Consider the following 25,503-nt stretch of genomic DNA (forward strand, 5'->3'; position numbering starts at 1 on the left):
GAGCCGTGTAGCGTGATTCGGCATGAAATCTCGGCAGATCACGGTCGGTGACCGGGCATGGACCGTGCGGGTCGACGGGCCGGAATCCCGGCACAGCGTGTTGCTGCTGCCCGACCTCGGTGACCCGGCGGACGTCTACGACCAGGTGTGTGCCCGATTGCACAACTCCGATCTGCGCACCGTGGTGCCGGAGACGATCGAGGGGCTCGACGCGGCGGGCGTCACCGCGATCCTGGACGAGATCGGGGTGCCCTGGGCGAACGTCGCCGCCCGCGGCGCCGGCGCGGACCTGGCCTGGCGGGCCTGTGCGGCCGGATTCGGCCGGTTCATCAGCCTCGTGGTGGCCGATCGCGGGCATCCCGCGGCCCCGGGCGCCGACGGCACCGTTTCCGACGCCACGGTGCGACCGGTGGAACTGCCGACCACGGTGCTGGTGACCAAGAACCTGCCCCGGTCGGTCGCCGACGCCTCCGGCCGCTTCGTCTACGGCGAATTCCGGGTGGTCGACGTCGACGTCAGCAATGTGGCGACCGAGGCCGACCACGAGCTGGCCACCGAGATCGTGCTACGCACCAGCACCTGGTGAGCCGGCGGGTGCCTGGGCCGGGTACCCCGTGAGCCAATCCAGCCAGCTGTCGAGTTCGGCGAACGCGTGCGCGCGCGGCTCGGCCGAGGACAGGAACACGTCGTGGCGCGCACCGTCGATCGGCACGATGTTGGTGCGGTCGCCGAGGCAGCCGGACCAGCGCTGAATCTGCTTGACGTCGAGCACCGCGTCGGCCACGTCGACGGCGGGACCGTACTTGCGGGCGAACTTCGTCATCCGGGAGCGCAGGATCAGCGACGGCACACCGATGTCGAGACCGCCGTGCAATTCGGCGTGGCCGTTGCGGATCGCGCGCAGCCAGCCGAACCGGATGGGGAAGCCCTGCAACGGTTTCCAGTCCAGGTTGTAGTCCCACTCGCCCGCGACGCTGTGATGCAGGCTGTCGCCGTAGCTGCTGGCCTTGCTCGCGGGCAGCTCGAGCATCTTCCGAAACCGCCCGACCGCCTTGATGATCGGCGTGCCGACGGTCCGGTAGTAGGACGGCCCGTGCAGATCGAACCAGGGGCTGTTGAGCACCAAACCCGTGATGCCCGCCTGCGCGGTGCCCTGGGCCTTGTTGAGCCGGTTGAGCCACAGCGCCAGGATCAGTCCGCCGGTCGAATGCGCGTTGAGCACCACCGGCGCGCCGGTCTCGGCGCGCACGATGCGTAAGGCCTCGTTCAACTCCTCGTCATACAGTGCGAGATCGGTCACATAGTGCGGTGTCTGGCCGTCCCGCAGCGAGCGTCCGCACTTGCGCAGGTCCAGTGCGTAGAACTGGTAGCCGCGCGCCGCGAAATGCTCGGCGATGTGCTCCTGGAAGAAGTAGTCGGTGAACCCGTGCACGTACAGCACCGCGCCCGCGGTGGCCGCGATCTCCCCGCCCGGGGCGTATCGGACCAGCGTGGCCACGGCCTCGCCCTCGCCGTCGGGATCGGCGCCGAAAGACAGCGTGCGCTGCTGGTAGTTCGCGCCGAGGACATCGGCTTTCCACTGCCCGTCGGCCTGCGTGCGCGTCTCGGGAACGGCAAGTGAAGTTTCCTTTGTCACACACACAATCTATGTCACATTCGGCGGGTTCGGCGCGGGGGATCGGCGTGGTGAGGTGCACAATTGGAGCTAGGTGAACGGCGGGTAACCTAACCCCCGCCATGGTTTCCGAACCGAGGCATCACACGTAAGTACCGTGCCCAGGCAGGTCCACCCGCCCGGTGGGCCCGCGCAGAAGGACAAGGAAGTCGATCTACCCGTGCCGAACGCTGCGATGACTGAAAAGACCGATGTAGTACTCATCGGTGCCGGCATCATGAGTGCCACCCTCGGCGCGCTGCTGCGGCAGCTGCAGCCCGACTGGTCGATCTCCCTGTTCGAGCGGCTCGACGCCGCGTCGGCGGAGAGCAGCGACCCGTGGAACAACGCGGGCACCGGACACTCGGCGCTGTGCGAGCTGAACTACAGCCCGCAGAACGCCGACGGCTCGGTGGACATCACCAAGGCCGTCGATATCAACGAGCGATTCCAGGTGTCGCGCCAGTTCTGGTCCTACGCGGTCGAGAACGGCATCCTCGGCGAGCCCTCGACGTTCATCAACCCGATCCCGCACGTGAGCTTCGTGCACGGCGCGGACAACGTCGACTACCTGCGCAAGCGCTACGAAGCGCTGTCGCGGCACCCGCTGTTCGAAGGCATGGAGTACATCGACAGCCCCGACGAGTTCGCCCGCCGGCTGCCGCTGATGGCGCGCGGGCGCGACTTCTCCGATCCGGTCGCGCTGAACTGGACCGAGGGCGGCACCGATATCGACTTCGGTTCGCTCACCCAGGAACTGCTCGCCTACCTCGGCCGCACCGGCGCGGATCTGGCGTTCGGGCACGAGGTGCGCGACCTGGCCAAGCAGTCCGACGGGTCCTGGCTGGTCAAGGTGCGCAACCTGCGCACCCGCGAAACCCGCACGCTCAACAGCAAATTCGTATTCGTCGGCGCGGGCGGCGGCGCGCTGCCGCTGCTGCAGAAGTCCGGTATCAAGGAGATCGACGGCTTCGGCGGCTTCCCGGTGAGCGGTCAGTTCTTCCGCTGCACCAATCCGGACCTGATCCGGCAGCACGAGGCCAAGGTGTACGGCAAGGCCGCCGTCGGCGCACCGCCGATGTCGGTGCCGCACTTGGACACTCGCGTCATCAAGGGCACGCCGGGTCTGCTGTTCGGCCCCTACGCCGGCTGGACGCCGAAGTTCCTCAAGGAGGGCAAGCTCACCGACCTGTTCAAGTCGGTGAAGCCGAACAACCTGTTCTCGCTGCTCGGCGTGGGCGTCACCGAGCTGGGACTGACCAAGTACCTGGTCAGTGAGCTGCTCAAGTCCGAAGCGGGCAAGGTGGACACGCTCAAGGAGTTCATCCCGCGCGCCGTCGGCCGCGACTGGGAGCTGATCACCGCGGGCCAGCGCGTCCAGGTGATCCGGCGCAAGGGCGCGGGCGGTGTGCTCGAATTCGGCACCGCCGTGGTCGCCGCCGCGGACGGGTCCATCGCCGGCCTGCTCGGCGCGTCGCCGGGTGCGTCGACGGGTGTCACCGCGATGCTCGACGTCATGCAGCGCTGCTTCCCCGCGGAGTACGCGGGCTGGACGCCGCGGCTGAAGGAAATGATTCCGTCGTTGGGCGCCAAGCTCTCCGAGGACCAAGCGTTGTTCCGCGAAGTGTGGGACTGGACGTCCAAGACGCTGAACCTCACGGGTGATTCGGGTAACACGCCGAAGCACGCGGGGGTCGCGGCAAACGTCTAGTTGTGATAGCAACAGGCGATGATGTCAACGGTTGCTCTCAAACGGTCCTGGGCGTTGGATCTCGACACCGCCATCCTCTATCAGCTGTTGAAACTCCGGGTAGAAGTCTTCGTCGTCGAACAGAAGTGCGCGTACCCGGAGTTGGACGGCCTCGACCTGCTGCCGGAGACCAGGCACTTCTGGCTCGATGACGAGGGCGAGGTCATCGCGACCCTGCGTTTGCTGGAGGAACACGTCGACGGTGTGAAGACGTTCCGCATCGGCCGCCTCTGCACCGCGGTGCCGGCTCGTGGTCACGGCTACACCACCCGCCTGTTGCAGGCGGCGCTGGCCGAGGTCGGCTCGGCGACGGTGCGCTTGAGCGCGCAGACCTACCTGGTCGACATGTACGCCAAGCACGGATTCAAGCCCGACGGCGAGGAATTCGAAGAGGACGGCATCCCGCACCTGCCGATGCGCAAGGGCTAGCACCCATCGAGGCGAGTCGTTCGACTCGCCTCGATCTCTTTCCGGGCGTCGCGGCGTGGGGCAGCGTCGGCGGCGCGGGGTGGCGCGCCTAGAGTTGGGGCGTGTCGTTGTCCCATGCCGAAAGACTGTCGTCGCCCGGGTCGCTGACCGGGTCGTCCGCGCGCTCGGCCGCCGACGGGGAGGCCGGGTTCCCGTTCTCCGCCGTGGTCGGTCAAGAGCGGTTACAGCTCGCGTTGATCCTGTGCGCGGTGCACCCCGGTATCGGCGGTGTGCTGGTGCGCGGCGAGAAGGGCACCGCGAAATCGACCGTCGTGCGGGCGCTCGCGCAGCTGCTGCCGCCGGTGGTGGACGAGACCGGCGCCCGGCCCGCGCGGCTGGTGGAGCTGCCGGTCGGCGCCACCGAGGACCGCGTGGTGGGTTCGCTGGATCTGGAGCGGGTGCTGCGCGACGGCGAACAGGCGTTCCGGCCCGGTCTGCTGGCGGCCGCGCACCACGGCGTGCTCTACGTGGACGAGGTCAACCTGCTGCACGATCACCTGGTCGACGTGCTGCTCGACGCCGCGGCCATGGGCCGGGTACACATCGAGCGCGACGGTGTCTCGCATTCGCATCCGGCCCGATTCGTGCTCGTCGGCACCATGAACCCGGAGGAGGGCGAGCTGCGTCCGCAGCTGCTCGACCGATTCGGGCTCACCGTCGACGTGGCCGCCTCCCGGAATGTGGACGTGCGAATGGCCGTGGTGCGCCGGCGGCTGGACTACGAAGCCGACCCGGCCGGCTTCGCCGCGAGCTACGCCGCCGCGGATCGTGCCGTCGCCGAACGCATCCTGGGCGCGCGCGACCGGGTGGCTGGTGTGCGCCTCGATGACACCGAGCTGCGCCGGATCGCCGCGCTGTGCGCCGCTTTCGACGTCGACGGCATGCGCGCCGATCTGGTGGTGGCGCGCACCGCGACCGCGCACGCCGCATGGCGCGGGGCCGACGTCGTGACCGAAGAAGACGTGCGGGTCGCCGCGGAACTCGCACTGCCGCACCGGCGCCGGCGCGATCCGTTCGACGAGCCGGGTATCAGCGAAGAGCAGCTCGACGACGCGATGCGCGACGCCGCCGACGAGGTGGCGCGCGAAGACGCGGAACAATCGGTCACCGAAGACGAAACATCCAGTGCTGGTGACGAGTTCGAGTCCGGTGACGCGCGGCCGGAGTCCGGTGACGCGCGGCCGGAGTCCGGTGACGAATCCGGTACGGAAACCACGGCGAACGACGAGACGACCGGGCCGGACCCCGACGATGATCCCGACTCGCCGCCGGACGGTCCCGGTGGTGGGCGCCCGGCCCGCGAAGGGCGTACCGGCGCAACGGTTTCCGCCGCGGCGCCGCCGCCGCGCTTCGAGGTGCCCGGTATCGGTGAAGGTGCGCCCGGCCGCCGCTCGCGCGCGGAATCCCGGCACGGCCGGGTCGTGCGGCCCAGTTCGGACACCGGCACCGGTCTGCACCTGCTCGGCACCGTCTTCGCCGCCGCGCCGCATCAGCACGCGCGCGGGCGCGGCGCCGGGCCGCTGAAACTGGTCGCCGAGGATCTGCGGGGTGCGTATCGCGAAGGGCGCGAAGGGAATCTGGTCGTCTTCGTGGTCGACGCGTCCGGGTCGATGGCGGCCCGGGACCGGTTGTCCGCCGTCACCGGCGCGGTCGTCACGTTGCTCCGGGACGCGTATCAGCGGCGCGACAAGGTCGCCGTGATCACCGTGCGCGGCACGGACGCCGAACTGGTGCTGCCGCCGACTTCCTCGGTCGATATCGCGGTCCGGCGGCTGTCCGGGATGCGCACCGGCGGCAAGACGCCGCTGGCGGCGGGCTTGCTCAAAGCGCGCGAGATCGTCCAGCGCGAACGCGTCCGCGACCCGCGTCGCCGCCCGATGCTGGTGCTGCTCACCGACGGTCGCGCCACCGGCGGGGTCGACCCGGTGCCGCGCGCCCGGACCGCGGCCGCGCTGCTCGCGCAGGACGGCGTCACCTCGATCGTCGTCGACTGCGAGCGCGGCATGATCCGGCTCGGGCTGGCCGCGGAACTCGCCCGCGCACTGCGCGGCGGGTATCTGAGACTGGCTGAGCTGACCGGGGATTCGGTCGCCGATATCGTGCGTGCCGGGTCCGGGCGGGCGGGGGCGCGCGCCGCTTGATCGGCGGTGCGGACGTGTCTGCCGCAACGAGACGGAGTGGTTCGGGCCGCGACCGCGTCGCGGGTGTCCCGGTCCCTGGCCGGGACACCGGGTACCTGTGCTGAACCGGCGGCTCGGCGACGAGTCGTGACTGACAAGGAGATTCGATGCCCAAAGGTGTTCCGGAGACCGTGCCCGAAGACGGGCTCACCACACGGCAGCGGCGCAATCAGCCGGTGCTGGCGGTGCACACCGGGCCGGGCAAGGGTAAGTCGACCGCGGCGTTCGGCATGGCCCTGCGCGCCTGGAACCAGGGTTTCGACGTCGCCGTGTTCCAGTTCGTGAAGAGCGCCAAATGGAAAGTGGGGGAGGAGGCCGCATTTCGCACCCTCGGCACCCTGCACGAGCAGACCGGCGCCGGCGGTCCCGTCGAATGGCACAAGATGGGCGAAGGCTGGTCCTGGACCCGCAAGCAGGGCACCGACGAAGACCATGCCGCCGCCGCGCTGGCCGGCTGGCAGGAGATCGCTCGTCGGCTGCAAGCCGAACAGCACCGCTTCTACGTGCTCGACGAATTCACCTACCCACTCAAATGGGGGTGGGTCGACATCGACGAGGTCGTCGATACCCTGCGCACCCGCCCAGGGAACCAGCACGTCGTCATCACCGGGCGCGACGCGCCCGCGGCCCTGCTCGACGCCGCCGACCTGGTCACCGAGATGACCAAGGTCAAGCACCCCATGGACGCGGGCCGCAAAGGCCAGCGCGGTATCGAATGGTGAGTTCGTCGAGGGGGAACTGGTGGCGGCAAAGCCCGAGTGGGTGCCGCCGTCAGTTCCCCCTCGGTGAGCGGGCGGCCCGTGGGGGCGCTGCCGGAGCGGGGGCGCTCGTGGTGTCGGTGCGCGGGATGTGTTGTGCGCGAAGGGGTTTCGTTTCGGATGTCGAGGGTCTGCGGTTCTTCGGCGCTGCGGGCGCCGTGTGCGACGGTCTGGGGACTCGACTCGGGCCACCTGCCGTCGCCGGCTTGGGGTGGGGGCGCTGATGGCGGGCGTGCCCGCGGTGGTGATCGCCGCTCCTGCCTCGGGAAGCGGGAAGACGACGGTCGCGACCGGGTTGATCGGTGCGCTGGGGCGGGCCGGGCATCGGGTCGCGCCGTTCAAGGTGGGGCCCGATTACATCGATCCCGGCTACCACGGGTTGGCGGCAGGACGGCCCGGACGCAACCTCGATCCGGTGCTGGTCGGCGCGGAACGCGTGGTGCCGCTGTATCGGCACGGCTCACGCGGATGTGACCTCGCGGTGGTCGAGGGGGTGATGGGGCTGTTCGACGGCCGTATCGATGAACACCATGCGGGCCCGGTCGCCGAAGGATCCACCGCACAGGTCGCCGGATTGCTCGGTGCGCCGGTGGTATTGGTGGTCGACGCGCGCGGGCACAGTCAAAGCCTGGCCGCCCTGCTGCACGGCTTCGCGACCTTCGACAGCGGAATCCGGCTCGGCGGTGTGATTCTGAACCGTGTCGGCAGCGAACGCCACGACCAGGTGCTGCGCGCCGCCTGCGATCGCGTCGGCCTCCCGGTCCTCGGCTCGTTGCCGCGCATGGCCGAATTGGAAGTGCCCTCACGGCATCTCGGCCTGATCCCCGCCGTCGAACACGGCTCCGCCGCCACCGCCGCCGTCGCCGCCATGACAGATCTCGTCGCCGCCCACCTGGACCTGCGCGCCATAGCGGTACTGGCCCGCTCGAGCGTCGCGGGCGCGGCATGGGATCCCGAGACAGTCGTAGCGGAGGCACGCGGCGGTTTCGCCGTCGCCGGTGAGGACGGGCGGTCTGTCCACGCCGGGGCGGTTCATAGTGTCGGTGTTCGCGCGGAGGACGAGGTCCTCGGCGGTCGAGGTGAAGGTGTGGCTACGTCGTGTGGTGATGGTACGAGGGGCGACGGTGTTTGCGAGGGGGGCGAGGCCTTCGGCGGTCGGGGTGAAGGTGTGGCTGCGTCCGGTGGTGATGGTGTCGGGGGCGACGGGGATCGATCAGGGTTGGTTGCCTGCGGTGGTGGGGTCGGAAGTGGCGGGGGAGGAGACGGCGGTGGTCGTGAGGGAGACGGCGCTGTTCTAGGTGGCGCTGGGCGCGAGGACGTTCGCAGGGGAGACGGCGCTGTTCGAAGGGGAAGCGAAGGCGGGCGCGGTGGTGGTCGTGCAGGAGGTGTCGGGGGCGACGGTGATCATTGGGGCGGTGGCGGATCGGTGCTTGGGGGCGGTGGTGTTCGTGCGGGGGCGGGGCCGGTGATCGCGATGGCGGGGGGTCCGGCGTTCACGTTCGGGTATGCGGAGCATCGTGAGTTGTTGAGCGCGGCGGGGGCGCGGGTGCGGGTGTTCGATCCGTTGCGGGACGAATTGCCCAGCGGGACGGCCGGGTTGGTGCTGCCCGGTGGGTTTCCCGAGGAGCACGCGGCCGAGCTGGCTGCGAACACCGGCCTGCTCGCGGCGGTGCGGTCGCTTGCGGCGCAAGGTCTGCCGGTGCATGCGGAATGCGCGGGCCTGCTGTACCTCACGCGCACCCTGGACGGCCACCCGATGGCGGGCGTGGTCGACGCCGACGCCGAATTCGGACCACGCCTGACCCTCGGCTACCGAGACGCCGTGGCACTGGCCGACTCCGCGCTGTGGCGCGCAGGCGAACGAGTACGCGGCCACGAATTCCACCGCACCCGCCTGACCACCTCGAACACCGCCGCCCCCGCATGGGGTTGGCGCGGCAGCGACGGCGTCCGCGCCATGGAAGGCGCCCTCGTCCACCGAGTCCACGCCTCCTACCTGCACACCCACCCCGCCGGAAACCCCGAAGCAACAACCCGTTTCGTCGCGGCCGCAGCCGAGTTCGCGAGCTCCCATGTCGGTCGCTGACGTCGAGTGCGCACTTCCGCGATCACGGTGTGGGCCGCCGTCCGTGCTCGGCGGGGAGTGGCAGTGACGGCGTCTGCGCAATGGAAGCCGCTCTCGTCCACCACGTCGACGGCTCCTACCTGCTCACTGCCGCAATGGAAGCCACTCAGCGGCAACCCGTTTCGTCACAGTCGCAGCCGAGTCTGCGAGTTCTCGTGTCGGTCGCTGAGCCGAGTGCGTTCGTCTGCAGACGCAGCAGTGTGGGCAGCCTGTCCGTGCTCGGCGGGGAGCGGCAGTGACGACGTCTGCGTCATGGACGGCGCTCTTATCCACCGCGTCGAAGACTCCGCTCTGTGCACGTGTCGCAATGGAGGCCACTCAGCGGCAACCTGTTTCGTCACGGTCGCGACGGAGTTCGCGAGTTCTTGTGTCGGTCGGTGGGCCGAGTGCGTTCGTCTGCAGTTGCAGCAGTGTGGGCCGCCTGTACGTGCTCGGCGGGGAGCGGCCGGGATGGATGTCCGCGCCGTGACGCGGAGTGTGGTCGTCTGCGGTCACGGTGTCGGTCGCGGGCTCGGGCTTGGTGGGGCGCAGGCCGGAAGGCGCGCGGCGGATGGGTGAGGTGGTCGTCGGGCTCGGGGTGCGGCCGGGGACCAATGCTGAGCGCATCGTGCGGGTGGTGCGGGAGGTGGTGGGGGAGCGCGCGATCGAGTGTTTGGCGACGATCGATCGGCGGGCGGTGGAGGCCGGGGTGCAAGGGGCGGCGGTGGAGTTGGCGGTGCGGGTGCAGGCGTTCAGCGCTACGGAACTCGCCGAAGTGACTGTGCCGAAACCGGATTCGCGCACTACCGCAGCAGTCGGCACCCCGAGCGTCGCCGAAGCGGCAGCCCTCCTCGCCTCCGCGGGCGGCCCCCTCATAGTCCCGAAGTGCGTAGTAGACGGCGTAGTCGTCGCAGTCGCCGAACGCGTTCGAGATCCACGGCTCTAGCCGGGCAATGCGGCGTCCCGTGCCTCGCGCCGCGAGGCGGCCCCACTGCGCACTTCTTCTGGTTCCCGCACTGGTTCTGCGTTCGCGCACTCGCTGTGGCGTGGCACGGGGGGTGCGGGAGGACGGAAAGGGTGCGTGAAGTCGGGGTGGGTGCGGCACGATGGCGGGGTGGAGGTGCGAGGGATCGATAATGTGCTGGTTCCGGTGGGGGACCTGGCTGCGGCGGTCGAGTTCTATGGCGGCAGGCTGGGGCTTTCCGTGCGGTTCACGGTGCCGGAGCGCGGGATCGCGCTGTTCGGTGTCGCGGCGCAGACACCCGGCATCATGGCGCAATTGGACCCGGCCGCGGGGCGGGGGACCGCCCCGGCCATGCGGGTGTGGTTGGAGGTGCCGGACGCGCGCGCCGCGGCGGCGGAACTCGAAGGGCACGGTGTCGACATGCGCACCGCGCCCTTCGAAGTCGCGACCGGCTGGAGTGTGGAACTGGCCGACCCCTGGGGCAACGTGATCGGCCTGACCGACTACCTCAAACGCCCCGACCTGGCCCGCCCCACCCCCTGACCCCACCGCACCTCCCGCGCCGCCGGGGCGTGCCTGCCGCGCTCGCCGTGCTGGTCGTGCGTGCCGCGATTGTCGTGCCGTGGCCGCCGGGTCCTACCCACCCGCGTGCCGTGCTGGTCGGGTCCTACCCACCCGCGCGTGCCGTGCTGGTCGGATAGTGCCCACCGCGCTCGCCGTGGCTCCGTCGGACCGTGGCTTCGCTGGACCGTGGCTTCGCTGGACCGTGGCTTCGCTGGACCGTGGCTTCGCTGGACCGTGGCTTCGCTGGACCGTGGCACCGCTGGACCATGGCACCGCCGGCCCGTGGCACCGCCGGCCCGTGGCACCGCCGGCCCGTGGCACCGCTGGACCGCGGCCCATGGAACCGCGGCCCACGTCCTGGTCGCCGCCGTGCCGTACGCCGGCGGCATGACGGTACGGCGACAACGGTTTTGGCGTGACGCGAGGCGGCGTGTGGGGACCGGTGTCGGCGCTGTTCGGCCTGTTTCCGGCGCGATCGAGCAAGGTGCAGTGTCGAACTATGGTGCGACGGAACTCCAGTCGGCGAAGCCGGTGGGGTCGTGGCGGCCCATGCTGGCGTGTTCGAACAGGCCCCAGCCTTCGGCGCCGTTGCAGCGGGCGTGGGCGACGTGGTCGATGACGCCGTAGGGGGCGCGGGCGACGATGGCGGGGTCGGTGAGGTCGTAGCGGCTGGACAGGGACCAGTCGCGGCCTTTCCACTGACCGTGCAGCCAGTCCGGGTCGCCGCCGTAACCGCAGCCGACGTGCAGGGGCACGTTGGTGCCGGTGGTCACCTCGATCTCCAGCGGCTTGCCGTCAGGGGTGGTCAGTTCGAGCCGAGCGCCGACGGGATGCCTTGTGCCGGAACGGTAGTCGATGGAGATGCGGGGCCAGCCGAGCTGTTCGACGCGCCCGTCCGGCCAGACCCGGACCGCGTCGTTGAGCGTACGGGTGCCGTCCGGCTCCTCCTGCACGATCACCACGACGGCGAAGTCGTCGAAGCGCAGCGGGACGTACATCCACCAGAAACCGCCGGACGGTTCGCTCGCCGCCCGCCCCGGCGGCTCGGATTCGCCGACCGGCCGGATGCCCCACGACCGGTCCCTGGTGCCGGTCCACACCGCCGGGTCGACGGCGATGTCTTCCCCGTCGACGTGCAGGGTTCCCGCCCAGGAACCGACCTGCGCGAACCGGCTGGCCTGGATGATCGGCCGGTTGCCGTTCAGGATCAGGTGCGGCTGCTCCTGCACGGTGGGGAAGGCGCCTTCCCAGGTGAGGTCGAACGACAGTTCGTCGTGCTCGCACACCACCCGGATCCGTTGCAGCGGTTCTACCACCTCGATCCGGTAGCCGCCGACGCGCTGTTCCAGGCTGCGTTCTTCGAGCGCGTCGGAGAAGCGCACGGTGCGCTGGATATCGCCGCGGCGGACGCACGCGTAGGCGTCGGTGACCCCGAGGTTCGGGTACACGCCGAACCCGGTGATGAAGAAGGTGCCGCCGTCCCGGTTGTGCCCGTTGAGGTAGCTGCGGTCGTAGAAGTTTCGGTCGGAACTCGCCACCCGGGCCAGCGACAGCGCGGTCTGGTGAATCGGGTATTCGTCCAAGGGAACTGGCATGGTTTATCTCAATCCCATTCGTAGGTTCCATCGAGCAGCCGTTCCAGGCTCGCCCGATGCATCACATAGTCGTCCCGGTCGGGAGTGTCGGTGTCCTCGCCGAAGTGGATCATCCGGCGTTTGACCCGGGCCATCACGATGCCGTGGCGCAGCGCCGCGTAGACGATGTGCCAGTCCAGGTCGCGCACCGTATGTCCGGTCAGCTCTTCGTATTTCGCGACCACGTCGGCGCGGCGCAGGAAGTCGGGCAGGCCCGGCTGGTCGAAGCGGGTGGCGATGTCCTGGAAGAACCGGTGGATGAAGATCACCCACGCGACGTCGAGTTCGCGCGGCCCCAATGCGGCCATCTCCCAGTCCAATACCGCCGCGGGCCGGAATTCGTCGAAGATGATGTTGCCGGGCCGCGCGTCGCCCCAGCTGAGCACGTCGGGTCCGGGATCGCTCGGCCAGTTCGCTTCGAGCCAGTCGAAAGTGCGCTCGAGCAAAGGGATCTCGAATCCGTCGTCGGCCAAGGCCCAGCGATACCATGCCTTCTGCGCCTCGACGTGCCGACGCAGGGACTGCCCCGCGCCGCGCAGGGCGGGGAAGCGCAGGGCCGGGTCCGGGATCTCGTGGACTTTCGCGATCACCTCGACGGTGTTCGCGGTGAGCTGGGCTCGCTGCTCGGGGGTGGCGTCGAACAGCCAGCCGATGAACACGTAGGGCGGATTGTCCGTCGGCACCCGCCCGTCCACCCGCTTCATCACGAAAAACGGTGCGCCGAGCGGTTCTTCGTCTTCTTCGAGCCAGCACAGGCCGGGTACGGGCACGGTCGTGTGCTCGGCGACTCCGGACATCACCTGGTACTGGGTGGCCAGATCGTAGGTCTCGAACACCGGAAACGACCCGGCCTCCGGCGCCATGCGCGCGACGAACGAGCCGCGCTCGTGCCTGCCGTCGACACTCCATTCGGCGTCGAACAGAATGGTCGTGCTGGACATGCCGCCGGCCTGCGGGCGGGAGAGGCCGGAGACCCGCGGCGGATGATCGGCGGAGACTTTCGAATCCAGCCAGCGCGCGAGATCCTCGGCGAGCACTTCCAGATCGCGTTCGCTGACGGTCAGTTGCTGCCGCTGGGCGGGATCCGGATCATCGGCCATCGTTGTCCTCCTGACACCATGAAGCGGGGCAGCGTGCCTGGACGCAGCCCACATCGGCGGCGGTGCGCCGCGATACGCGACAGTAACGCGTTCCAGTCGGCTCGCGGGCGGAAAACGATCGAGGTCGGCGAACCCGCTCACTGGCCGGAACCGGCCCTTGACATGCGACTACTCGGGCCGTCGGGTGGCGCCGCCACACCCGCCCGCGGCGGATCCGGGCCATTGACCGGCAGGTGCAACTCCGGCCGAAAGACGGTAATGGTGTAGCCAGCACGTACGACTTCGACGGCTACCACGTACGACTTCCTACCGAGGAAAAGACGGGGGATTTCCTGGAGGCCCGCGTACCGGGTGGCTCGATACCGTTCGCTCACTGTGCATGTTTCGGAGGAGGGGCAGCTGTGAGCGCGGCGAGTACGCAGTCGATCGAACGAGAGATCACCGATGGTCCCGAAGTCGAGGACCCCGCGTCGGCGAGGTGGAATCCGCTGACGCGCATCGCATTCCGATTCTGCTTCACCTACTTCGGCCTGTTCTGCGTGATCTTCCCGCAGTTCTTGTTCGTCTACACCGGCATCTTCTGGGACAAGTTCCCGCAGAACGCGATCAACGGCTTGCTGTATCCGCTGAGCCCGGTGTGGAACTGGGCCGGCCGAACCGTCTTCGGGGTGGATGCCGAACTGGACCTGTACTCGGGCAGCGGCGATCAGGCGATCATCTGGATCTTCGTGTTCTGCATCCTGATCGTGGCCTTGGTGACCACGGCGGCGTGGTCGGTGCTGGATCGGCATCGGCCGGACTATCGGCGTCTGAACGCCTGGTTCCTGCTGTTCCTGCGGCTCTGCCTGGGCGGCCAGATGCTTTTCTACGGCATGGCGAAGGTCATTCCCACGCAGATGCCGGAGCCGCCGCTGGTGGCGTTGCTCTCGCAGTACGGTGATTTCACGCCGGCCGCGGTGCTGTGGATGCAGGTCGGTTCCGCGCCGATCTACCAAATCCTATTGGGCAGTGCGGAAGTGCTCGGCGGCCTGCTGCTGTTCTGGCCGCGGACCGCGACGATCGGCGCGATGATCAGCCTGATCAGCATGGCGCAGGTGTTCATCCTGAACATGACCTTCGATGTGCCGGTGAAGATCCTGTCGGGGCACCTGCTGCTGATCTCGCTGGTGCTGCTCGCGCCGCAGGCGCGCCGGCTCGCCGATGTGCTTGTCCTGCAACGGCCGTCGCAGCCGGCCGTGCAGCCGGAACCGTTCCGCCGCAGGCGGGTCCGGGTGCTTGCGGTGGTGGTCCAGATCGCGTTGGGCCTGTGGGTATTGGCCGGGACCGTGCACGAAACCTGGTTCTTCTGGAACGAGGGCGGCGGTGGTGCGGCGAAGCCCGCGCTGTACGGCATCTGGTCGGTGTCGGAGTTCACCCAGGACGGCCAGCCGCTCCCGCCCTTGACCACGGATCAGAATCGTTGGCAGCGTGTGGTTTTCGATCTGCCCGGCATGGCATACCAGAAGATGGACGGCAGTCTGGTGCCGGTGGCCGGCACGGTCGACACGGCGGCCCACACGATCACCGTGTCGGACACGGCTTCCCAGACGCTGCCGGGACATATCGCCGAGGCGCAACCGACTCAGCTCGGCACGTTCACCTTCACCCAGCCCACGCCGGACCGGTTACGGCTGGACGGTGAGTTCAACGGTCACCGGGTGACGGTCGCCCTCGAACAGGTGGACCTGAACTCCTTCAAACTGCGCAGTACACCGTTCAAGTGGGTCCAGGACCAACCTCGCTTCAGCTGATCGCACCGAGGGAACAGCAGGTCATTCGATGGTGATGGCATCCAGGCGGGTGCGCAGGAACTCGGCCGACACCACCGGCGGCAAGCCGGTGGTGTGCCCGATCGGCGGGTGCAGCGGCGTGACGACCGCATCATGGTCGAGTTCGTAGAAGTAGATGAGCGACACCAGATCTTCCTCCGGCGCGTGCGCCTGCGGCGGCAGTACCCGATGCCGGCCCGACGGCCAGCGGTTCGCGCTCCAATAGGCAAGCAGGTCACCGATGTTCACGGTGAGGGCGGCGGGGTCGTAGGGTGCGTCGGCCCAACCTTGCGCCGCGGTGTAGACCTGGAGTCCCCCCGCGCCGGGCTCGCGGTCCAGCACGGTGACGGTGCCGAAGTCGGTGTGCGGGCCGATGCGGAACTGACCGGGTTCGGGCGGGCCGACCGCCGTCAGCGGTGGATAGTGATTGATATTGCAGGTCCAGGTGGGTCGCGCCGCCAGATCTCGAAACGGGTTGGCGGGCAAGTGCAATGCCGCCGCGAACAAGGCGAGCAACTCATCGGACAGCGTGTGCATCGCCGCGGTGTAGGCCGTCAGCAGTTCCCGCAGTTCGACCACCTCGTCCGGCCAGACGTTGGGCAGGAACCAGACGTCGTCGACGCGCGGATCACCGGTCGCGGTATCCGCGCCGATCGCGAAGGTCTCTTTCAGATCGGGCGGCGTCGCGGTGCCCTCCGCGTAGCCGTTGGCCTCCTTGCCCGGCCCGATCCAGCCGCGACCGCCGACCGTCACGGCGTAGCGCTGCTTCACCGCGTCGGGCAGTGCGAAGAAGCGCCGCGCGGCGGCACGGACCGCCCCGGCCAGATCCGCCGCTACGCCGTGCCCGTAGACCAGCAGGAATCCGGCGCGACGCAACCCCTCGTCCACTTCGCGCTCCACCTCGGCGGCCGCCGCGCCGCCGGTCCGCCAGCGCGCGAGGTCGATCGCCGCGATCGCGCTCATGCTGTCGCTGTCTCGTCGGGGACGCCGATGTCCTCGTGCCAGAGCGCCGGATACTCGGCGATGAACGTGGTCATCATCTCGACGCACCGCGCGTCCTCGAGCACGGTCACCGCGACGCCGTGCTCGGCCAGCCAGTCGTGGCCGCCGTGGAAGGTCTGCGATTCGCCGATGATCACCGTGCCGATACCGAACTGACGGACCAGTCCACTGCAATACCAGCACGGCGACAGCGTGGTCACCATGATCGTCGGGCCGTAGTCGCGCCTGCGGCCCGCGGCCCGGAATGCGTCGGTTTCGGCGTGGATGCTGGGGTCGCCGGACTGCACGCGCCGGTTGTGCCCGCGGCCGAGCAGAGTGCCGTCCGCGTCGAACAGCGCGGCCCCGATCGGGATACCGCCCTCGGCGCGGCCGCGCAGCGCCTCCTGATAGGCCACCTCGAGCAGTTGTCGTGCCGGTGTCACGTGCGTCATGGCTCCAGCCTCCAAGGCGACCGGCTCGGCCGCAACGTACAGATCGTCCATCCGGCACCGGTCTCCGGATGACAGGATGACCGTATGTTGCCGACCGTGCGCGAAGTGCTCGACGACCAGTTCGCCCCGGCCGATCCGCTCGTCTTGGCAGGTCACAGCGCTTTGCGGCGGACGGTGCGCTGGGTGCATTCGAGTGAGATCTACGAGATCGGCCCCCTGCTCTCCGGCGGGGAGCTGCTGCTCACCACCGGGCTGGGCCTGTCCGGGGTGGACGCGGGGACGCGACGGCACTACCTGCGCGAGATCGCCGCTCGCGGGGTGGCCGGGGTGGCCGTCGAACTCGGCCGCACCTTCGACGCGGTCCCGCCCGACATGGTCGAGGAGGCCTCGCGCCACACGCTGCCGCTGATCGCCCTGCGGGCGGTGGTGCCGTTCATCGACCTGTGCCGGGCCGCGAACACCGAGATCGTGTCGCGCGAGGTGCGCTCGTTGCGCCTGCTCAACGCGCTCGCGAGGGAACTGACCGTCGAACTCGCGGCGGGAAATGGGCTCGCGCAGTTGCTGACTCGGATCGGTGCGGCCACCGGGTGTGCGCTGATCGTGACGAGTGGCAACGGTGCGTTGATCGCGGCGCACGGCGTGGACGACGACCGATCTGCCTGGGCCGCAGTGGAATCCGGCGCCGCGACCGCGGCGATCCGAGCCAAGGAAAACGCCTGGGGGACGCTCACCGCGGGTCCCGGTTCGGTGCTGGACGACGTCACGCTCGCCGCCGTGCTGGAGCAGTCCGCACCGGCCCTCGGCCTCGCGCTCGCCAATTCGGGATCGCCGACCGGACGGCCGCAGCTAGCGGCGCGCACCCTGCTCGCGGACCTGTTGGACGGCAAGACGATTCGGCAGGCCGATCTGAAAGTGCGGGCCACGGCCGCCGGTATGTCCGCGCTGTCCGGCCGCACACTGGTGCCGGTGGCCGCCGACGCGCCCGATACCCGCATCGCGACCCGCCTGATCGATACCGCGGCAAAGGAACTCGGCAGGCCCGCCCTGGTGGCCGAGGTGCACGCGACCGGCTACGGCGTACTCGTCGTGGACCAGGCGGTGCCCGATCCGGTGGGTGCGGTGGCCCGGCTGCTGCGCAACGCCTTCACCACGAATGCGGTCGACGGTGTCACGGTGGTGGTGGGTGATCCGTGTGAGTTCACCGCCGCGGCGCTGACCGGCTCGCTCGAGGCGACGCGGTCGGCGTTGCGGCTGGCCACCCGGCACCGCCGGGATCGTCCGACGGGCAGTCCGCTCGCGACGGTGCGCGAACTGGCCACCGAACTCGTCGTCGAATCGTTGCCGGTCACCGAGCGCAACCGGTTGATCAGCACCACCATCGCCCCGCTGATCGACTGGGACACAGCGCATCACAGCAAACTGGCCCGCACACTGGAGGTCTACCTGCGCCACGGCGGCAGCGCGACCCGCTGCGCGGCGGCACTGCACATCGGCAGGCAGTCGCTGTACCAGCGCCTGGAACGCATCCGCGAGCTGCTCGGCTACGACCCGGCCGCGCCCGCCCTGGCGGGCACGCTGCTGCTCGCGCTGTGTGCGCACCGGCTGTCCGACTAGCCGCACCACTTCTGTGTTCCCGCACCCGCTTCGGCCTGTTGCAGCGGGTGCGGGAAGACGGACGTGGTGCGGGAAGTGTCAGGGGCGTCGCGCGAGCACCGCGTAGATGGCGGCGGCGACCAGGAAGCCGACGAAGAAGGTTATGTCACCGAGTGCGGGGAACTCGCGCACCAGGTAGCCGGTGAACTTCGCCTGGTTGGAGAACAGCAGCACCGACACCGCCAAGCCGGTCAGAAACGCCGCCACCCCAGGGCGATTCGCGTACGCGCGGTTGTACAGCAAAGTATCGATCGGCTTGCCGCGGCGCAGGTACTGGTCGACGAACATCACGCCCAGCCAGGGGCCGATCCAATACGCGACGATCAGCAGGAACGCTTCGTAGCTCGCGGCGGCATCCGCCAGCGCCCACCAGGCGACGAGAAAACCGAGGGCGCCGAAACCGATCGAGACGACCGCCCGCTGCGTGCGTACCGGCAAGGTGATGCCGATCGTCACGAAGGCCATCGCCCCGGAGTACACGTTCAGCGCGTTCGCCGCGACGGCGCCGAGCGCGATGGCCAGCAACGCCAGATCCGCCAGCACGCCGGGCAGATTCGCGGTGAAGACATCGGTGGGACTACCCGTCGCCGTACCTGCGATGGTGACCGAGGCCGCGCCGAGCAGAGACAGCCACAGACAGGACACGAACAGTCCGGCGGCCGCGAAACCGCCGGTGGCGGCGCGCGAAACGGTGCGCGGCAGGTAGCGAGAGTAGTCCGCCGCGTAGGGATTCCAGCCGCCCGCGTACCCGAAGGCGGTGCCGACGGTCAGCAGGAAGCCGCCGATCCCGCCCACCCCGCCCGCCGGCGCGGCCGCGCCGAGGTCGGCTTTGCCGAGGATCACGATCGTCACCACGACGAAAACCACGGCGAGCACCGGAAAAACGATGCGCTCGAAAGCGTGCACCAGATTGTGACCGAACGCGCCGAAAACGGTCTGCACCACCACGATCAGCGCCAGCGCGGTGAGTTTCGGCATGCCGGTGAGGCTGCTCAACGCGAACGCGCCGCTGACGCTGTTGGTGGCGAACCAACCGACCCCGCACATGATGGACATGAACGCGGCGGGCAGCGCGTTGCCCCGATAGCCGAAGGCCAAGCGCCCCAACACCATTTGCGGCACACCGTGCACCGGCCCGCGGGCCGACAGCACGTGGTGCGCGGCGGCGGCGAGCCCGATGCCGAGGGTCAGGGCCAGTCCGGCCTGCCAGAAATTCATTCCGAAGGCGGTGACCGAGAGCACGCCGATGAAGATGGTGGCGAATTCCAGATTCGGCGACATCCAGGTCCAGAACAGTCCGCGCGGGCGGCCGTGCCTGGCGTCGTCGGGGATGTATTCGTTGCCGCCCGGCTCCACCGCGATGACGCGATCGGCATAGTCGGCGGCCGGGGGCGGGTCCTCGGTCAAAGCCATCTCTGCACACTCGTCCGCGGCGGCGCGGCAGGCAACGGACGGTTCGTACGTACGTCACCGCCGATCGGCGGACAATTCGCCCGTATCGCCGGGTTCACCCGGTGATCGAGCTGGCCTGGTTGCGCCAGTTGGGCGAGGGCGTGAACAGTTCGCCGCCGTCCGCGCGGAAGGCCGCGAGTGCGTCGGCGTCGCCGCGCAACTGCGCCAGCAGCCATGCCGTCGGGTAGCCGAGGTAGCCGAACACACCGGTCGTGCACGGGGTGGAGGCGGCGGCGCAATCCGGCTGCCCCTGCACATCGTTGTGGTTCGGCCCGTCGAGGGTGCCCCAGGCTTTGCGCATGCCGGCCGGCGTCGCCTCGTAGTACGCCCGATTCGACTGCAACCCTTCCACCTGCCAGGGCAGTGCCTGATGCGACGGCGAGATGATGCCGTCGGCGGTTCCGTTCACGAAGAACACCGAACCCGTGGTGAGCGCGCGGGTGTCGGCGCACGACGCCGCGGTCGAACACCAGTGCTGTGCCGGAAGTTCCAGCGGCACAGCGGTCTTGATCGCACCTGCGGCGTCGCGCATGGCGTTGAGCACTCCCGACGCGCCCTGCGAATGCCCGACGGCGCCGACCGCGTCCCGGTCCAGCTTCCCGAAGAACACGCTCGCGGGATCGTCACCCTGCGCGAGCAGGAACTCCAGCGACTTCCGGATATCGGCCCCGGATCCGGTGTTCCGGTTCTCGGTGGCGACCACGACGAAGCCCCAGGACGCGAAATGCCGCAGCAGGTAACGGTATTGGCTGGGTACCGCGTCGGAACCGTTGCCCCACAGCACGATCGGATGCCGTTGCGCGCCCAGCTCCGTCGGATACCAGACATCGAATGTCGCGCCGCCGCTGTCGCAGCACCCGAATCCGAGCTGTTCGGTCACCGCCGCGGGACCGGGCCGAAAGTACTTCGACTCGATCCCGGGATTCGGTACGTAGGGTGCGGGCTCGGCCGCCGCCACCCCGGCCACCGCCGGCCCGCAGGCGAGCAGCGCTACCGCGATCATCCGCACCGTCCGACGCCAGCAAGTCATGCGCCCGAGTATAGGAATGCCCGAACGTTCGGCTCGATGCCCGGTCGCGGGACTCGCGATCGCTGAACTCGGCGGGTGCTGCTGGCGCGGCGGGGCAGGACGCGGTGCGGCGGAGGCCCAGGTCGGCGGCGGCGGGCCTGGGCAGGCGCCGCGACGAGCGGGCGAGGCGATTGCCGTTGGTTCGCGGGCAGGCCGTAGGCTCGAAAACTGTGCCGAACACGCAAGACCACACCGATGAACAGCCGGTATCCGCAGCCGCGCCGCACGAGGGCGATCCGAACTATCTGGTCGGGCTCGATCTCGTCGGCCGCCGCGTCGTCGTGGTCGGCGGCGGAACGGTGGCCCAGCGCAGGCTCGGGCTGCTGATCGCCTCGGGCGCGGACGTGCACGTGGTGAGCCGCGAGGTCACCCCGGCGGTCGAGGGGATGGCGACCTCCGGGCAACTCACCGTGACGCTGCGCGCCTACGCCGACGGCGACCTGGACGGCGCCTGGTACGCGATCGCCTGCACCGATGAACCGGAGACCAACGCGGCGGTCGTCGCCGAGGCGACCCGGCGGCGGATCTTCTGCGTGCGCGCCGACCACGCCCGGCTCGGCACCGCGGTCACGCCCGCGACCGCGCGCTACGACGGCATGACCCTCGGCGTGCTGGCCGGCGGCCAGCATCGGCGCTCGGCCGCGGTGCGCAACGCGCTGCTCGAGGCGCTGCAATCCGGTGTGGTGACCGATGATTCGACGCCGATCACCCCCGGTGTCGCGCTGGTCGGCGGCGGCCCCGGCGACCCCGATCTGATCACGGTGCGCGGACGGCGGCTGCTCGGCCGCGCGGACCTGGTGGTCGCCGACCGGCTCGCGCCGCCGGAGCTGCTGGCCGAACTCGGACCCGATGTCGAGGTGATCGACGCGGCGAAGATCCCGTACGGGCGAGCGATGGCGCAGGACGCGATCAACGCCGCGCTGATCGAGGGCGCCAAGGCGGGCAAGTTCGTGGTGCGGCTCAAGGGCGGCGACCCGTACGTGTTCGGGCGCGGCTTCGAGGAACTCGAGGCCTGTGTCGAGGCGGGGATCCCGGTGACCGTGGTACCCGGTATCACCAGCCCCATCTCGGTGCCCGCGGCGGCGGGCATCCCGGTGACCCATCGGGGCGTGACGCACGAATTCGTCGTGGTGAGCGGCCATGTCGCGCCGGACCACCCGGATTCGCTGGTGGATTGGCCCGCGTTGGCCCGGCTGCGCGGCACCCTGGTGCTGATGATGGCGGTGGAGCGGATCGAGCAGTTCGCGAACGCGCTGATCGAAGGTGGCCGCCCCGCGGACAGTCCCGCCACGGTCATTCAGGAGGGCACCCTGCGCACGCAGCGGGTGCTGCGCGCCGACCTCGGCACGGTCGCCGAGCGGGTGCGCACCGAGGGCATCCGCCCGCCCGCGATCGTGGTGATCGGTCCTACGGCGGGCTTCTTTGTGCCGGTAGCCGACTGATCGGCCGGGCGCCGCGGTGGCACAGGTCGTCTACAGTGGCTCTCTGTGCTCGAGAATCCCGCTGCGCCGACGCAGTATCCAGTGAAAGAGCGGGCGTTCGGGCTCGCGATTCTCGTCCTCAGCGGAATGCAGCTGATGAGCGTGCTGGACGGCACGGTCATGATCCTGGTGGTGCCGCGGCTGCAGGCGGATTTCGGGATGTCCGCGTCCAGCGCGAACTGGGTGATCACGTCCTACGCACTCACCTACGCCGGGCTCATGCTGCTCGGCGGGCGGGTCGGTGACGCGTTCGGGCGCAAGAAGATGTTCCTGCTCGGCGTCGGCCTGTTCACCCTGTCCTCGCTGCTGTGCGGTCTGGCGATCAACGGCGGGATGCTGATCGGCATGCGCGCCCTGCAGGGCATCGGCGCCGCCTTCGCCTCGCCCACCGCCCTGGCACTCGTCGCGACCACCTTCGCGCCGGGCAAGGCGCGCAATCAGGCGATCGCGATCTTCGGTGCGATGGTCGGCGTCGGTTCGGTCGGCGGCCTGGTGGTCGGCGGTGCGCTGGCCGATGTCTGGTGGCGCGGCATCTTCCTGATCAATGTGCCGATCGGCCTGCTGGTCTTCGTGGGCGCGATGCGTTGCCTGCGCGATACCGAGCACCATCGCCTCTCCCTCGACGTGCGCGGCGCCGTGCTGGCCACGATCGGCGTCGCCACCCTGGTGTTCGGTGGCATGGAAGGTCCCGCGCTGGGCTGGGGTCACCCCGTGATCATCGGTTCGCTGGTGGCCGGCGGCGTCCTGCTGATCACCTTCATCGTCGCCGAGCGCAACGTGGACAACCCGCTGTTGCCGTGGTCGCTGTTCAGCAGCCAGGACCGGGTCGCGACCTTCCTCGCGGTGCTGCTGGCCAGCGGGGTGATGGGCGGCATCTCCGTCTTCGGCGCGCAGTACGTGCAGAATGTGCTGGGCTACAGCGCTTTACAGGCCGGCCTGATCTTCATCCCGTTCACCATCGGCATGGGTGTCGGCGGCGCGTTGACCTCGAAGCTGGTCATGCGGATCGCGCCCCGGATCCTGATCGGCGCGGGCGGCGGCTTAGCGGCGGTCGCCCTGCTGTTCGGCTCGACCCTGGACCGCACCGCGAACCTGCCCACGCTGCTCGTGCTGTTCCTGGTGATCGGCACCGGCGTCGGCATCGTGCTGGTCATCGTGCCGCTGTGCCTGATCGTCGGCGTCGAGGTCACCGAAATCGGCCCGCTGAGCGCGGTCGGTCAGATGCTGCTGGCGTTCGGCCCGGCCTTGGCCCTGGGCTTCCTCGGCCCGGTGGTGGTCTCGCGCACGTTGGCGCTGGGCGGCAGCAACACCGTCAAACCGAGCGCCATGAACACCGCCCAGCTCGACGCGCTCAGCAGCGGCTACACCCTCGCGCTGTTCCTCTGCGGTGTCGGCGTGGTGCTGACCCTGCTGATCGCGCTCGCCATCCGCTACACGGCGGCGCAGGTCGCGCAGGCGCAGCACGCGCAGGAAGAAGCCCAGCAGTCCTAGGCCCGCCGGGCTTCGCCGATCAGAGGCGGCCTGCCACCTTGCGGGGCGTCACCCGCACGATGACGCGCGGGCCGTCGTTGACCGAGGCCGGGTTGAAATCCAGGTACTTCTGCCCGGTGTACTTGGCGGACAGCTTGTCCGGCAGGGTCTTGTCCGGGTCCGGGGTGAGCGTGGCCGTCCCGCGGATCTCGGCGTAGGTGTAGGGGTTCTCCGGCGGGTTGATCATGATGGTGACGCGCGGATCGCGGGCGATGTTCTTGCCCTGCTGGCGATCGGTGGTGGTGGAGAAGAGCAGGTCGTCGCCGTCGCGCTCGAGCCAGATGACGGTGAGGTGCGGCTGGCCGTTGGGCCCGCTCGTCGCCACGGTGGCGAACACCTTCGACTCGTCCAGATACTTCTTCAATTCCGCGGAAAGCACACCGGTATCGGTCATGCTTTGCTGAAACACGCCGCGCCCCCGTGGCATTCCGCCGCGCACGGATGCGCCGCACAGCGACTACATGCTCTGCGGCGCGAGCACCGGTTCGGTCAGCCGGCGGCGTGGCGGTCGGCGACGGTCAAAGTGTGATCGAGGATGGCCAAACCCTCTTTCGCCTCGGCTTCGCTGACGATGCACGGCGGGACCACGTGCAGGCGATTGAAGTTCACGAACATCAGCAGCCCGGCCGCACGGCAGGCGGCGACCACCTCCGTCATCGCCGCGCTCGTCCCGCCGTACGGGGCGAGGGGCTCCCGCGTCGTCCGGTCGCGGACGAGCTCGAGCGCCCAGAACACCCCGGCGCCGCGGACGTCGCCGATGCTGGGATGCCGCTCGGCGAGTTCGCGCAGACCGGGGCCGAGCACGCGCGCGCCGATATCGGCGGCGTGTTCGACGATGCCCTCGTCGGCCATCGCGGTGATAGTCGCGACGGCGGCCGCGGTCGCGAGCGGATGACCCGAATAGGTCAGGCCGCCCGGATAGGGGCGGTCGTCGAAGGTCGCGGCGATCGCCGGGCTGATCGCGACACCGCCCAGCGGCACGTAGCCGGAGTTGACGCCCTTCGCGAAGGTCAGCAGATCGGGCACCACGCCGTCGAAATGCTCTATCGCGAACCACTTTCCGGTCCGGCCGAAACCGGACATCACCTCGTCGGCGATGAAGACGATGCCGTACTTGTCGCACAGCGCACGCACGCCCGCCATGTACGCGGGCGGCGGGATCATGATTCCCGCTGTGCCGGGGACGGATTCGAGCACGATGGCCGCGATGGTGTTCGGCCCCTCGAAGGCGATGGTCTGTTCGAGATGCGCCAAAGCCCGCTCGGTCTCCTGCGTTTCATCGCTCGAATGAAATTGCGTGCGATACAGGAACGGCCCGAAGAAGTGCACGACACCGCTGTTGCCGTGATCGTTGGGCCAGCGCCGCGGATCACCGGTCAGGTTGATCGCGGTCTCCGTCCCGCCGTGATACGAGCGGTACCGGGCGAGCACCTTGTAGCGGCCGGTGTGCAGCCGGGCCATCCGGACCGCGTGCTCGACGGCCTCGGCCCCGCCGTTGGTGAAGAAGATCTTGTTCAGCTCGCCCGGCGTGCGCTCGGCGATCAGGCGGGCCGCCTCCGAGCGCGCGTCGTTGACGTGCTGCGGTGCGACGGTGCACAGCTTGGCTGCCTGCTGCTGCACCGCCGCAACGACTTTCGGATGTTGATGCCCGATGTTGGTGTTCACCAGCTGAGAGGAGAAATCGAGCAGCCGAGTGCCCTCGCCGTCCCACACATAACAGCCCTGGGTGGCGCTGATGGTCATCGGATCCAGTTGCGCCTGGGCGGACCAGGAGTGGAAGACGTGGCGACGATCGAGCTCGTACGCGCGCGCTGCCGCCTCGCGGGCGGCCTCCGGGGTCAATCCGTTCGGGAGGGTCATCGTCGAGTTCTCCTGCGTCACTTGTGCTGTCGGCTACCGGT

21 protein-coding genes are annotated in these 25,503 nt (G+C 69.3%); 12 read left to right on the forward strand and 9 right to left on the reverse strand.

Features of this window, described 5'->3' with window-relative positions:
• Positions 1-22: 22 nt before the first annotated feature.
• Entirely contained in the window at positions 23-586 is a 564-nt protein-coding gene (locus NVU01S_RS17140) for a hypothetical protein (RefSeq protein ID WP_014986946.1), read from the forward strand.
• Here NVU01S_RS17140 and NVU01S_RS17145 read toward each other — a convergent pair.
• A complete protein-coding gene (locus tag NVU01S_RS17145) occupies positions 566-1,636 on the reverse strand; it encodes an alpha/beta hydrolase (protein WP_043667165.1) in 1,071 nt (356 codons plus the stop codon). The two genes, NVU01S_RS17140 and NVU01S_RS17145, sit on opposite strands and share 21 nt — an antisense overlap.
• A 214-nt stretch (positions 1,637-1,850) precedes the next feature.
• On the opposite strand from NVU01S_RS17145, the gene mqo reads away from it, so the two are divergent.
• The 7 genes from mqo to NVU01S_RS17190 all read left to right on the forward strand — a co-directional run bounded on the left by mqo (position 1,851) and on the right by NVU01S_RS17190 (position 10,421).
• Entirely contained in the window at positions 1,851-3,365 is a 1,515-nt protein-coding gene (gene mqo / locus NVU01S_RS17150) for a malate dehydrogenase (quinone) (protein WP_043667164.1), read from the forward strand.
• Between the two features lie 18 nt (positions 3,366-3,383).
• Complete coding sequence (locus NVU01S_RS17155) at positions 3,384-3,833, forward strand: GNAT family N-acetyltransferase (RefSeq protein ID WP_029895853.1); 450 nt, start codon at positions 3,384-3,386, stop codon at positions 3,831-3,833.
• A gap of 125 nt (positions 3,834-3,958) precedes the next feature.
• A complete protein-coding gene (locus NVU01S_RS17160; protein ID WP_052280382.1) occupies positions 3,959-6,013 on the forward strand; it encodes a magnesium chelatase subunit D family protein in 2,055 nt (684 codons plus the stop codon).
• 146 nt (positions 6,014-6,159) lie between these two features.
• Positions 6,160-6,774 (forward strand): cob(I)yrinic acid a,c-diamide adenosyltransferase, encoded by a 615-nt coding sequence (cobO, locus tag NVU01S_RS17165; protein ID WP_043667158.1) that lies wholly within the window; start codon positions 6,160-6,162, stop codon positions 6,772-6,774.
• A gap of 259 nt (positions 6,775-7,033) precedes the next feature.
• On the forward strand, positions 7,034-8,896 hold the full coding sequence (locus NVU01S_RS44875; RefSeq protein ID WP_244467167.1) for a cobyrinic acid a,c-diamide synthase CobB: 1,863 nt from the start codon (positions 7,034-7,036) through the stop codon (positions 8,894-8,896).
• 589 nt (positions 8,897-9,485) lie between these two features.
• Positions 9,486-9,860, forward strand: a complete 375-nt coding sequence (locus NVU01S_RS17185; RefSeq protein WP_043667352.1) for a cobalamin biosynthesis protein — start codon at positions 9,486-9,488, stop codon at positions 9,858-9,860.
• Between the two features lie 168 nt (positions 9,861-10,028).
• A complete protein-coding gene (locus tag NVU01S_RS17190; RefSeq protein WP_244896314.1) occupies positions 10,029-10,421 on the forward strand; it encodes a VOC family protein in 393 nt (130 codons plus the stop codon).
• Positions 10,422-10,939: 518 nt separating this feature from the next.
• Here the strand turns inward: NVU01S_RS17190 and NVU01S_RS17195 are convergent.
• Positions 10,940-12,037, reverse strand: coding sequence for an Rv3169 family protein (locus NVU01S_RS17195; RefSeq protein WP_043667141.1), 1,098 nt, complete (start codon positions 12,035-12,037; stop codon positions 10,940-10,942).
• 8 nt (positions 12,038-12,045) lie between these two features.
• Positions 12,046-13,176, reverse strand: a complete 1,131-nt coding sequence (locus NVU01S_RS17200) for a phosphotransferase family protein (protein ID WP_043667139.1) — start codon at positions 13,174-13,176, stop codon at positions 12,046-12,048.
• A 401-nt stretch (positions 13,177-13,577) separates the two neighbouring features.
• Between NVU01S_RS17200 and NVU01S_RS17205 the strand changes: the two genes are divergently transcribed.
• On the forward strand, positions 13,578-14,966 hold the full coding sequence (locus NVU01S_RS17205) for a DoxX family protein (protein WP_043667137.1): 1,389 nt from the start codon (positions 13,578-13,580) through the stop codon (positions 14,964-14,966).
• Between the two features lie 21 nt (positions 14,967-14,987).
• Here the strand turns inward: NVU01S_RS17205 and NVU01S_RS17210 are convergent, their stop codons facing one another.
• Together NVU01S_RS17210 and NVU01S_RS17215 are read right to left on the reverse strand one after the other, a co-directional pair.
• Positions 14,988-15,947: an isopenicillin N synthase family dioxygenase gene (locus tag NVU01S_RS17210; protein ID WP_043667134.1), complete on the reverse strand. Its 960-nt coding sequence runs from the start codon at positions 15,945-15,947 to the stop codon at positions 14,988-14,990.
• Positions 15,944-16,390, reverse strand: a complete 447-nt coding sequence (locus NVU01S_RS17215; protein ID WP_043667349.1) for a nucleoside deaminase — start codon at positions 16,388-16,390, stop codon at positions 15,944-15,946. The genes NVU01S_RS17210 and NVU01S_RS17215 overlap by 4 nt, the downstream gene beginning before the upstream one ends.
• Positions 16,391-16,501: 111 nt before the next feature.
• Between NVU01S_RS17215 and NVU01S_RS17220 the strand changes: the two genes are divergently transcribed.
• Complete coding sequence (locus NVU01S_RS17220) at positions 16,502-18,031, forward strand: PucR family transcriptional regulator (protein ID WP_043667132.1); 1,530 nt, start codon at positions 16,502-16,504, stop codon at positions 18,029-18,031.
• A 78-nt stretch (positions 18,032-18,109) separates the two neighbouring features.
• Here the strand turns inward: NVU01S_RS17220 and NVU01S_RS17225 are convergent, their stop codons facing one another.
• Positions 18,110-19,483 (reverse strand): purine-cytosine permease family protein, encoded by a 1,374-nt coding sequence (locus NVU01S_RS17225; RefSeq protein ID WP_043667129.1) that lies wholly within the window; start codon positions 19,481-19,483, stop codon positions 18,110-18,112.
• Positions 19,484-19,577: 94 nt separating this feature from the next.
• The gene (locus NVU01S_RS17230; protein ID WP_043667126.1) at positions 19,578-20,552 is read right to left on the reverse strand and encodes a poly(ethylene terephthalate) hydrolase family protein; all 975 of its coding nucleotides are present in this window, start codon (positions 20,550-20,552) and stop codon (positions 19,578-19,580) included.
• A gap of 284 nt (positions 20,553-20,836) precedes the next feature.
• On the opposite strand from NVU01S_RS17230, the gene cobA reads away from it, so the two are divergent.
• Together cobA and NVU01S_RS17240 are read left to right on the forward strand one after the other, a co-directional pair.
• On the forward strand, positions 20,837-22,033 hold the full coding sequence (cobA, locus tag NVU01S_RS17235) for a uroporphyrinogen-III C-methyltransferase (protein WP_043667348.1): 1,197 nt from the start codon (positions 20,837-20,839) through the stop codon (positions 22,031-22,033).
• 45 nt (positions 22,034-22,078) lie between these two features.
• Complete coding sequence (locus tag NVU01S_RS17240; protein ID WP_043667123.1) at positions 22,079-23,563, forward strand: MFS transporter; 1,485 nt, start codon at positions 22,079-22,081, stop codon at positions 23,561-23,563.
• 19 nt (positions 23,564-23,582) lie between these two features.
• On the opposite strand, the gene NVU01S_RS17245 is transcribed toward NVU01S_RS17240, so the two are convergent.
• Positions 23,583-23,996, reverse strand: a complete 414-nt coding sequence (locus NVU01S_RS17245; protein WP_043667120.1) for a PPOX class F420-dependent oxidoreductase — start codon at positions 23,994-23,996, stop codon at positions 23,583-23,585.
• A gap of 95 nt (positions 23,997-24,091) precedes the next feature.
• Complete coding sequence (locus NVU01S_RS17250; RefSeq protein ID WP_052280363.1) at positions 24,092-25,462, reverse strand: aspartate aminotransferase family protein; 1,371 nt, start codon at positions 25,460-25,462, stop codon at positions 24,092-24,094.
• Positions 25,463-25,503: the final 41 nt, after the last annotated feature.

Origin of the sequence: Nocardia vulneris (genome assembly GCF_001613425.1) — a bacterium.
GTDB classification, from domain to species: Bacteria; Actinomycetota; Actinomycetes; order Mycobacteriales; family Mycobacteriaceae; genus Nocardia; species Nocardia vulneris.